Here is a 10,870-nt window from a genome sequence, read left to right on the forward strand (position 1 = left end):
GGCGTAGGGGACGGCGGGGGCGAGGTCCCTGGCCCGGAGCAGGGCGACGATCGCGAGACCGGTCAGGACCCAGACGTGGGTGTAGTACCAGAGCGGGACCTGAGCCGCGTAGTGAACCGCGTCATAGACGAGTGCGGTGACATGGACTGAGTGATAGACGCCGGCACTGCGGTCCATCAGCCAGGTGGTCCGCTGCCACTTGTGTTCGTCGAACCAGGCCGCCCAGGTGATGAACAAGGCGACGACCACGACGAGTACGGGGCCGAGGCGACGCAGCCGCCAGGGGGCCGCCTTCAGGCGGAGCAGCCCGCCTTTGTGGGCGAGCGTCCAGCCCCACAGCACAAAGCCAGCCAGCCACAGCCACTGCACGGCCGCCGCCAGCGCCACCAGCACGGCGAAGCCGGCGGAGCCGGTCCGGCCTTTGGCATCGGCCAGTTGCACGGGAAGCCCGAACAGGGACGGGGCCATGGCCACCAGTCCCGCTGCCACCGCGATGACCGACGAGGCCACCAGGAAGGACCTCCTCGGCCGGGAGGTGACGACGAGCAGCCAGCCGGCCAGGATGCCGATGAGCACGCTGTCGCCGATCCAGTCGGGGCGCTTGAGGGCGGGAACGTCGACGACGGCGAGGATCGTCTTGAACAGCAGCAGGACCATGACGCCCAGGACAGCCTTGAGCAAGCCCCACTGCCACAAGGCGGTGCCACTGTTCCGTTCCAGGGCGGTGAGCTCCGGCCCGGCGGGCTGACGACGGGCGCGCAGGGCCGCCAGGACGATGACGACCGACGTGCCCAACCACCAGGCGGTCACACCGGCCGCGTTGGCGACCAGCAACGTCGCGGCATCGTCGCTCGCCGCCCAGCCCCGCTGCCAGGGCGGCACCACTTGGACCGCCACCATCGGGCGCGACCCGGCGGACGCGCCGAGCCCGGTCCACACCATGCGCCCGTTGCTCGCGGTCGACGGCATGGGATTGAACTTGTTGGCGTCGAGCCCGCCCAGGTCGATCTGCAGGCGATCCCAGTGAGCGCCCTTGAGCGCCGGTGGGGCGATGAGCTCCAGGTCCCACTTCCTGCTGTGGACGTCCACCCCCCAAGGCCCGACGTGGGAGAGCCCGCCTTTGTTGAAGAAGAAGAGCGTCTCGTAGCGGACCTCGACCCGGGACGCCCCGGCCTTGACCTGTGGGCTGTGCGTGCGCCACTCCTCGGGGCGCTTCATGGACTGCGGATCCCGCAGAAGACAGCGCATCGCATGCCGGTAGCCGGCGGAATCCTCGCTCAGCAACAGATCGTCGGAGTATCGCCAGGCCGTCGGCACCTGTACCGTCATCGTCCCCTTGGCCTCGGCGACGGAGCGAGCGTGGTTCTCCAGCCGCAGATCGACCTGCGTGCGGGCATCGGCCAGTTGCGCCGTATGACAGTCTTCGGCCCGCGGGGCCCCGTCGGCGTGTGCCCGTGCGGGCCACCCGGCCGCCCAGCAGACGAGGCAGGCGAGCAGCACCACGGCACAGCGCCGCCACGGGCCCCCCGTCACGACGGCATGCGCCGCTCTCCGGGGCCGCGCGGCACCCGGCCCGTTCTCACGACAGCCTGCTCCTGTCGGCCGGGCAGCCGCTGACCGGAGTGCACTGGAGAATCACCTGACACACCTGTCCCTCGGCTCCTGCGCCGTCACCACCCGTTTTGACGAACCGCCACTGGGAGGGCCGGGTGTGGCCGGTGGCCGTGGCCTTCTCGACCTGGATGCGCAGCGTGCGCGCCGCGATGTCGTGGGTCTCGACCAGGACCTCGTCGGCGGCGACGGGGAAGTGGGCGTGCAGCAGGCACAGGCCGAAGCGGTCGAGATTCCCGTGTTTCTCCAGCACGGCCACCAGGTCGCGTACGAACTGGCTGTCCTCGGGCCCCAGGCCCTCGGCCTCCTCGAAGGAGGGCAGCGTCCGGTCGGGAGAGATCGTCCGGTTTCCCATGGCTCACTCCTCGATGGCATTTTCAGCAGACGGACAAAAGCGTAGGCATATGCATCACTCACCGCAATTCAGACTCGCCAACAGGGGGCCGGTGCCGTTGCCCGGTTTCCGCCCGTTTCCCCCGGCGAAGTATCGAAAGGGGGCACCGAGGGAGGGCCCCGGGGAAGGGGCGGCCATGACCGTGATCGTCGGGCTCGTGCACAACGGGCGGGTGCATCTGGGCGGGGACTCGGCAGGTGTCGCCGGGCTCAGAATCACCGTCCGCCGGGATACCAAGATCTTCCGCAATGGTCCCTACGCCATGGGCTTCACCAGCAGCTTCCGCATGGGACAGCTGCTGCACCACGCGTTCAAGGCGCCCAGGCCCAAGGGCGACCTGGACCGGTTCATGGCCACCGTCTTCGTCGACAAGCTGCGCTCCTGCCTCAAGGAGGGCGGCTGGGCGCGCAAGGACTCCGAGCAGGAACAGGCCGGGACGTTCCTCGTCGGCATATACGGCCGCCTGTTCACCGTCTTCGACGACTACCAGATAGGCGAACCCGCCGACGGCTACGCGGCCGTGGGCTGCGGCGGCGAGATCGCGCTCGGCGCGCTGCACGCCACCGCGGGTTTCGACCTCAAGCCGCGCGCACGCCTGTCCCTGGCCCTCACGGCCGCCGGCCACCACAGCGCCGGGGTGTCCGCGCCGTTCAGCTACATCACCGCGCGACGGCGCCCCTCCTGAGCGAGGACCCCGGCGGCGCCGTAGCGTTCCGGGGGCGTGCGGCGCGTACGGCGCAGCGCGCACCGGCGCTCACCACCGCACCACCGGCCCGGGCGAACGGACCACGGTCTGGCTGGTTTTCGCCCCCGGTGGCCGGGAATCGTCGGCGCGACGGAGATTCCCGGGGCCGGAGGGGTGCCATGCCTGCTGCGAAGAGCGGGAAGCGGACCACGGCCGTCTCCTGTGCGCCCAGGGCCGCCGACCGGGGCGGGGAGACGGACGCGGACGTCCTCGGCTGTTTCGCCCTGGACGCCTCCGGCCGGCTCTCCCCCGGCCGGCTGCTGGAGGTGCTGGGCGAGGCGGGCATCCTGCGCGACGACCCCCGGATCGCCGAGACCGTCGCCCATCTGGACCGTGTGCGGCCCACGCCGTCGGCGGCGGCCGAGCCGCTGCTGCTGACCGCCGAGGAGTTCACCGCCGCGACCCAGCACAACCGGGGCATCATCGAGCGGGCCGCCTGCGGGGAACTCATGGTTCCGGACTTCCCCGCGCTGGTGGCCGACCTCCGGCGCATCTACGAGGAGGTCCGCGCCGACCGGAGCGGCTCCGTCGCCGCGTACATCCCCCAGCTCGCGCGGGTGAACCCGGACCAGTTCGCGATCTCGGTGTGCACGGTGGACGGGCAGCGGTTCTCCATCGGCGACGCGGAGGTCAACTTCTGCCTCCAGTCGGTGTCCAAGACCGTCGGCTACTGCCTGACCCTCGAGGAGCACGGTCCCGACACCGTCCACCGTCACATGGGCAGGGAGCCCAGCGGCCAGGGCTTCAACGAGCTGACCTTCAACAAGGCCGGGCTGCCGCACAACCCGATGATAAACGCCGGTGCGATCATGAGCTGCGCGCTCATCCAGCGCGGCCTGGACGCCGCGGACCGCTTCGACTTCGTCGCCGAGACCTGGAAGCGGCTGGCCGGCGGGCGGAGCGTCGGGTTCAACAACTCCGTCTACCTGTCCGAGCGCAGCACCGCAGACCGCAACTTCGCCCTCGGCTACTCGATGCGCGAACGCGGCGCCTTCCCTCCCGGCACCGATCTGCTGGCCACCCTCGAGTTCTACATCCAGTGCTGCTCCATCGAGGTCGACGCGCGCCAACTGGCCGTCGCGGCGGCCTCCCTGGCCAACGCCGGGGTCTGCCCGCTGACGGAGGACCCGGTGTTCTCCACGCAGACCGTGCGCCACTGCCTGTCGCTGATGTCCTCGTGCGGGATGTACGACTTCTCCGGCGAGTTCGCCTTCACCATCGGCCTGCCCGCCAAGAGCGGCGTCTCGGGCGCGCTGATGCTGGTCGTCCCCCAGCTGATGGGCATCGCCATCTGGTCGCCCCGGCTGGACGGCCACGGGAACTCGGTGCGCGGCATCGAGGTCTGCCGGCGCCTGGTCGACTGCTACAACGTCCACACCTACGACCTCCTCACCGGCACCGGCGCGGAGACCGGCAAACGCGACCCCCGCCTCAAGCGCCACCAGAGCGCCACCGAGGGCATCGTGGGCCTGTGCTTCGCCGCCAGCCGGGGCGACGTCAACGAGATCCGCCGGCTGGCCGCCTGCAACGTCCCCCTCGACGCCGCCGACTACGACGGACGCACCGCCCTCCATCTGGCAGCGGCCGAAGGGCACCGGGACGTGGTGGAGTTCCTCCTGTCCAGAGGGGTCGACCCCCGGCCGGTGGACCGCTGGGGCGGCACCCCCCTGGACGACGCCGACCGCTCCGGGCACCAGGAACTGGCCGGGCTGCTGGCCGGGGCCGCGGACGGCACATGACCGCCGCGCTCCCGCCGGGGTGCGGAGCGGCCGGAGTCGTGGAACGGTTTTGCATGGCCCCGCGGGCCATCACGAGAGCCGATCCGTCGCCGAGGGGTGCAGGAGCATGCCGGTCACGCCGCTGACGAGCCTGGACGAGTTCGAGCGGGCCATCGCCCAGGAGAGGCCGGTGGTCATCTGCTTCTGCGCCACCTGGGCCAATCTCTGCCGGACGATCGCCCCGGTCTTCGAGCGGCTCTCGGAGCTCCCCGAGTTCTCCGGCACGGTCGGTTTCCACAGCGTCGACGTGGACGAGGCCTACGACGTCGTCCAGAAGGCGGGCGTCGGCCCCGTGCCGGCCTTCGTCGCGTTCCGCGGCGGCTCCAGGCTCGCCGAGACCGTGGCACCGAGCCCGGAGGCGCTGCGGGAGCTGATCGGCGGAGTCGGGGCCATGGGGCCCTCCTGAACGAGCCGTCGTGGCCGGGACACGGAGGCCGACCGGCCCTGGCGATGTCCTCCGGCCCGGAGCAGGCTGGGGGCCGGACAGAGACGCCCGGCACGCCTCACCCCTTCTCGGAGGCAGTCATGCGGGAGAGCACCGCCCCGGCCACCGCCCTCACCGACCGGGAGCTACGGGACCTGGACGCCCACTGGCGGGCCGCGAACTACCTGGCCGTCGGGCAGATCTACCTGATGGGCAACCCGCTGCTGCGGCAGCCGTTGCGCCCCGAGCACGTCAAGCCCCGGCTGCTGGGCCACTGGGGCACCTCGCCGGGCCTGAACCTGGTCCACACCCACCTCAACCGCGTCATCCGCGCCCGGGACCTTTCCGCCCTGTGCGTCTGGGGGCCGGGACACGGCGGGCCCGCGGTGCTGGCCAACTCATGGCTGGAGGGGACGTACGCGGAGACGTACCCCGACGTCAGCCGTGACGCGACGGGCATGGAGCGGCTGTTCCGGCAGTTCTCCTTCCCCGGCGGCGTGCCCAGCCACGTCGCCCCCGAGACCCCGGGGTCGATCCACGAGGGCGGGGAGCTGGGCTACTCCCTCTCCCACGCCTACGGAGCCGCCTTCGACAACCCGGACCTGGTCGTCGCGTGCGTCATCGGCGACGGCGAGGCCGAGACCGGGCCGCTGGCCGCCTCCTGGCACTCGAACAAGTTCCTCGACCCGGTGCACGACGGGGCGGTCCTGCCCGTCCTCCACCTCAACGGCTACAAGATCGCCAACCCGGCCGTCCTCGCCCGCCTCCCCGAGCAGGAGCTCGACGACCTGCTGCGCGGCTACGGCCACGAGCCGCTCCACGTCTCCGGCGACGACCCCCTGACCGTCCACCGGGCCATGGCCGCCGCCCTGGACACCGCCCTCGACCGGATCGCCCTCGTCCAGCGCGCGGCCCGGCGGGAGGGGGCCACCGAGCGCCCTCACTGGCCGGTCGTCGTCCTGCGCACCCCCAAGGGCTGGACCGGCCCCGCCGAAGTCGACGGCCTGCCGGTCGAGGGCACCTGGCGCGCCCACCAGGTACCGCTCGCCGGAGTCCGCGACAACCCGGAGCACCTGCGGCGACTGGAGGCGTGGCTGCGCTCGTACCGCCCGGAGGAGCTCTTCGACGAACAGGGCCGCCCGCGCCCCGAGGTGCTCGCCTGCGTGCCCGAGGGCACCCGCAGGCTGGGGGCGACACCGCACGCCAACGGCGGCCTGCTGCTGCGCGAGCTGCCCCTGCCCCCGCTGGAGCACTTCGCGGTACCGGTCGACAAGCCCGGCACGACCCGCCACGAGCCCACGCGTGTCCTGGGCGAACTGCTGGAGCACGTCATGGAGGCCACCCGGGAGCGCCGGGACTTCCGTCTCGTCGGCCCCGACGAGACGGCCTCCAACCGCCTCCAGGCCGTCTACCGGGCCACCGGAAAGGCCTGGCAGGCCGAGATCCTTCCCGTGGACGAGAACCTCGACCGGCAGGGCCGCGTCATGGAGATCCTGTCCGAACACACCTGCCAGGGCTGGCTGGAGGGCTATCTGCTCACCGGCCGGCACGGGCTGTTCTCCTGCTACGAGGCGTTCGTCCACATCGTCGACTCCATGGTCAACCAGCACGTCAAATGGCTGCGCGTCACCCGCCGCCTCCCCTGGCGCCGCCCCGTCGCCTCCCTCAACTACCTGCTCACCTCGCATGTGTGGCGCCAGGACCACAACGGCTTCTCCCACCAGGACCCCGGCTTCATCGACCACATCCTCAACAAGAGCCCCGAAGCCGTACGGGTCTACCTCCCGCCGGACGCCAACACCCTGCTCTCGGTTGCCGACCACGTGCTGCGCAGCCGCGACTACGTCAACGTCGTCGTCGCCGGCAAACAGCCCTGCTTCGACTGGCTGGGCCCGGACCAGGCGCGGGCGCACTGCGCCCGGGGCGCCGGCGTCTGGACGTGGGCCGGCACCGAGGACGGCACCCGGGAACCCGACGCCGTCCTCGCCTGCGCCGGGGACGTCCCCACCCAGGAGGTCCTGGCCGCGGCCCAGCTCCTCCGCCGTCACCTGCCGGACCTGGCACTCCGCGTGGTCAACGTCGTCGACCTGGCCCGGCTGCAGCCCCCGGGGGAACACCCGCACGGGATGAGCGACGCCGAGTACGACGCGCTATTCACCACCGACAGGCCGGTCGTCTTCGCCTACCACGGCTACCCCTGGCTCATCCACCGCCTCGCCTACCGCCGCACCGGTCACCCTCATCTGCACGTCCGCGGCTACAAGGAGATCGGCACCACCACCACGCCCTTCGACATGGTCGTCCGCAACGACCTCGACCGCTACCGCCTCGCCATGGACGTCATCGACCGCATCCCCGGCCTCGCCGTCCGGGCCGCCGGGGTACGGCAGGCCATGGAGGACGCCCGCGCCCGCCACCACGTCTGGATCCGCGAGCACGGCACCGACCTCCCGGAGGTCGCCGACTGGACCTGGGACACCTGACCCTCCGGGCGGACGCCCGGCCCTTTCCGTCCCGGCCGCCCCACCGGGCGGCCTGATGCCACACGGCCTCGCACGGGCCCCGCCTCGCGCCTCCGTCAGCGGCGGAACGCCGGTTCACCGGCCCCGGGGGCATCGGGAATCCTGGAACCGCCGTCACACCGCTCCGGCCACCGGGAGCCCTCGTGCGTCCTCGTCCGACGTCGCTCGTCCTCACCACCGCCGCCGTCCTCGTCGTCGGCCTCAGCCGGGCCGCACCGGCCGGGGCCGACACCACCGCATCCCTGCGACAGCAGATAACCACCCTCGTCAACGCCCATCGGCACGCCGCCGGTTGTGCCCCGCTGCGGATCAGCCCCCAGCTGACCGCCGCCGCCCAGAAGCACTCCGACGACATGGCCGAACGGCACTTCTTCGGCCACACCGACCCCGGCGGCGCGGACCCCGGGGCGCGGATATCCGCGGCCGGCTATCGCTGGGACGCCTACGGGGAGAACATCGCCCGGGGCCAGGCGACCCCGGCCGCGGTGATGGACGCCTGGATGCGCAGCGCGGGGCACCGGGAGAACATCCTCGACTGCTCGTTCAAGGAGATGGGCGTCGGCATCGCCACCGCTCCCGAAGGCCCCTTCTGGACCCAGGACTTCGGGAGCAGGGAGTAGCGCTCACTCCGCCGTCGGCAGGGGCTGGTCGGTCCAGATGGTCTTGCCGGTGGGGGTGTAGCGGGTGCCCCAGCGCTGGGTGATCTGGGCGATGATGAACAGGCCCCGGCCGCCCTCGTCGTCGACGGCGGCGTGGCGCAGGTGGGGCGAGGTGTGGCCGGTGTCGGAGACCTCGCAGACGAGGCTGCGGTCACGGATCAGGCGGACGTGGACCGGTCCGCCTGCGGCGTAGCGGACGGCGTTGGTGACCAGTTCGCTGACGATCAGTTCGGTCGTGAACGCCAGGTCGTCGAGCCCCCATTCGCTCAGCCGGCGGGTCGTGGCGGCCCGGGCGTCCGCGACGGCCGCCGGCTCGGCGTCCAGTTCCCAGACGGCCACCTGGTGCTCGCCGAGCCGCCGGGTGCGGACGAGGAGGAGGGCGGCGTCGTCGTCCACCGGTCCGGGCAGCAGGGCGGCGACGGTGCGGTCGCAGAGCTCCTCCAGGGGGCGGTGGTGGTGGGTGAGGACGCCGCTCAGCAGGCCGAGCCCGGTCTCGGTGTCGTGGTCCGGGGTCTGGACGAGCCCGTCGGTGAACAGGGCGAGCAGGGTGCCGGCGGGCAGCTGGAGCTCCGCGCTCTGGAAGGGCGGGCCGCCCAGGCCCAGGGGCGGGCCCGCCGGGAGGTCCGGACGGCCGACGGCGCCGCCGTCCGGGTCGACGACGGCGGGCGGTGAGTGTCCCGCGCTCGCCATGCTGCACAGCCCGGTCACCGGGTCGTAGACCGCGTACAGGCAGGTGACCCCGAGGGCCTCGTCGCGGCCAGCCCACGGACCGCCCCGGCCGTGGCCGCGCGCCCGTTCCTCGGCGGCCCCCTCCTCGGCGGTCCGGCCGACCACGTCGTCCAGGCGGGCGAGCAGTTCGTCCGGCGTGAGGTCGAGCCGGGCCAGGACGCGCACGCTCGTGCGCAGCCGGCCCATGGTGGCGGCGGCGCTCAGCCCGTGGCCGATGACGTCCCCGACCACCAGGCCGACCCGGGTGCTCGACAGGGGGATGACGTCGAACCAGTCGCCGCCCACCCCGGAGCGGCTGTCGGCGGGCACGTAGCGGCTGGCCGTCTCGACGCCGGTCAGCGCCGGCAGGTGGTGGGGCAGCAGGCCGCGCTGGAGGCTGAGGGCGGCGGTGTGCTCCCGGGTGATGACCAGCATCAGGACGACGCCGATCAGCAGGGCGCCCAGGCCCACGACGCTCACCCCGCCGACCCGTCCGACGAGCGGCAGGTCGAAGGAGGTCGCGCCGTAGCCCGGGTCGGCGTAGACGACGAAGGCGGCGTAGCAGAACAGGCAGAGCATCATGAGCCCGCCGAGGCCCGGGAGCAGCCCCTTGTAGAGCAGGTCGCGGGGGCTGCGGGTGAGCACCGCGCGGTAGTACCAGACGCAGGCGAAGCCGGTGAGGCCGTAGTAGAACGCGATCGCGAGGCCGACGGCCTTGATGGAGTCGGCGAGCACGTCACCGCTGATCACGGTCAGCAGGGCGAAGAAGCCGATGGAGACGACGCCCACGCCGACGGTCGACCAGGTCGGGGTGAGGAACCTGTGGTGGATCCGGGCGAAGCGCGAGGGGACGGCCTTGTGGGCGGCCATGGAGAAGACGGTGCGGGCCAGCGGCAGGATCGTGGTCTGGGTGGACGCGACCGCCGAGGTCAGCACGGTGAAGATGAGCAGCTTGGTGAGGAACCAGCCGGTGCCCTGGGTGCCGAAGACGGCACCGCCCAGGCCGGAGAGGACGTCCCCGGAGTTGGCCTTGTTGCCCAGGCCGGTGCCCTCGGCGCCGATGCCGGCGAACGCCTGCGCCGAGGTCGCCACCAGGGCGTAGACGACGAGGAGGAGCACGGTGGAGACGACCGCGGCCCGTCCGGGGGTGCTCCTGCTGTCGGCGGTCTCCTCGTTGACCGCGACGGCGGTGTCCCAGCCCCAGTAGATGAAGACCGCGGCGACGATGCCCTCGGTCAGGGCCTTGGCGGAGGGGATGTGGAGGGGGTTGAACCAGGAGGCGGAGACGGGGACCGACGCCGGCGGGGCGCCGGTGCCGTAGACCCTGACCAGGGCGGCGACCGCGAACAGGACCAGCACCGCGACCTCGACGCACACCATCCAGCACTGGAGGACCGCCGACACCTGGATGCCCACGTAGCAGACCGCGGTCGTCACGGCGATCCAGGCGACCCCGGCGACGGTGGTCCACAGCCGGCTCCCGGCGAGCGAGTCGTACCCCAGCAGCCGGAAGCCGTAGATGCCGGCGATCTCCGCGAGGTTCGCCATGGCGATGATGTCGGCGACGATGATGCCCCAGCCGCCCATCCAGCCGACGCGCGGGCCGAAGGCGCGGGAGGCCCAGGTGAAGGTGGTCCCGCAGTCGGCGTCGGTGGCGTTGAGCTCCCGGAAGGCGTACGCGATCAGCAGCATCGGGACGAAGGCCAGCATGGTGACGACCGGCGCCTGGAGGCCGACGCCGGCCACGATCAGGCCGAGCGTGGCCGCCAGGCTGTACGCCGGGGCGGTGGAGGCCATGCCCATGGCGACCGAGGAGAACAGCCCCAGGGCACCGGCCCTCAGCCCCTTGGCGCCGGCCCCGGGACCGGGCGCGAGCGGCGCGGCGGACTCGACCGGACCGTCGAAGAGCTTCACACCCGCATCCAACTCCGCATCTCGCCGGGAGAGCCCACGACGCCGAGGGAACTCGTGATCACCATTTTCCCCGGGGGCGGTCGGGTCCGCCAGACGAGCGCGCCGGGCGGAGGCG

The 10,870-nt window shown here is 72.2% G+C and carries 8 protein-coding genes; 5 read left to right on the forward strand and 3 right to left on the reverse strand.

The genetic code is table 11. The features are described 5' to 3' along the window. Together K6I33_RS24145 and K6I33_RS24150 are read right to left on the reverse strand one after the other, a co-directional pair. Positions 1-1,533: DUF6185 family protein (locus K6I33_RS24145; protein WP_229356623.1), on the reverse strand; the 1,533-nt coding region annotated here is incomplete at its 3' end. Positions 1,534-1,579: 46 nt separating this feature from the next. Next, on the reverse strand, positions 1,580-1,966 hold the full coding sequence (locus K6I33_RS24150) for a hypothetical protein (RefSeq protein WP_229356624.1): 387 nt from the start codon (positions 1,964-1,966) through the stop codon (positions 1,580-1,582). 175 nt (positions 1,967-2,141) lie between these two features. Between K6I33_RS24150 and K6I33_RS24155 the strand changes: the two genes are divergently transcribed. The 5 genes from K6I33_RS24155 to K6I33_RS36395 all read left to right on the forward strand — a co-directional run bounded on the left by K6I33_RS24155 (position 2,142) and on the right by K6I33_RS36395 (position 8,094). Continuing rightward, the gene (locus tag K6I33_RS24155) at positions 2,142-2,690 is read left to right on the forward strand and encodes a hypothetical protein (RefSeq protein ID WP_229356625.1); all 549 of its coding nucleotides are present in this window, start codon (positions 2,142-2,144) and stop codon (positions 2,688-2,690) included. A 179-nt stretch (positions 2,691-2,869) separates the two neighbouring features. Next, positions 2,870-4,489, forward strand: coding sequence for a glutaminase A (glsA, locus tag K6I33_RS24160; protein ID WP_229356626.1), 1,620 nt, complete (start codon positions 2,870-2,872; stop codon positions 4,487-4,489). A 106-nt stretch (positions 4,490-4,595) separates the two neighbouring features. Continuing rightward, positions 4,596-4,934, forward strand: coding sequence for a co-chaperone YbbN (locus tag K6I33_RS24165; RefSeq protein ID WP_229356627.1), 339 nt, complete (start codon positions 4,596-4,598; stop codon positions 4,932-4,934). Between the two features lie 119 nt (positions 4,935-5,053). Continuing rightward, positions 5,054-7,435 (forward strand): phosphoketolase, encoded by a 2,382-nt coding sequence (locus K6I33_RS24170; RefSeq protein WP_229356628.1) that lies wholly within the window; start codon positions 5,054-5,056, stop codon positions 7,433-7,435. A 182-nt stretch (positions 7,436-7,617) separates the two neighbouring features. Next, positions 7,618-8,094 (forward strand): CAP domain-containing protein, encoded by a 477-nt coding sequence (locus K6I33_RS36395; RefSeq protein ID WP_229356629.1) that lies wholly within the window; start codon positions 7,618-7,620, stop codon positions 8,092-8,094. A gap of 3 nt (positions 8,095-8,097) precedes the next feature. Here K6I33_RS36395 and K6I33_RS24180 read toward each other — a convergent pair whose 3' ends face one another. After that, complete coding sequence (locus K6I33_RS24180) at positions 8,098-10,755, reverse strand: amino acid permease (RefSeq protein WP_308297283.1); 2,658 nt, start codon at positions 10,753-10,755, stop codon at positions 8,098-8,100. Between the last annotated feature and the right edge of the window lie 115 nt (positions 10,756-10,870).

This window comes from Streptomyces sp. UNOB3_S3, assembly GCF_020740895.1.
Classification (GTDB): domain Bacteria; phylum Actinomycetota; class Actinomycetes; order Streptomycetales; family Streptomycetaceae; genus Streptomyces.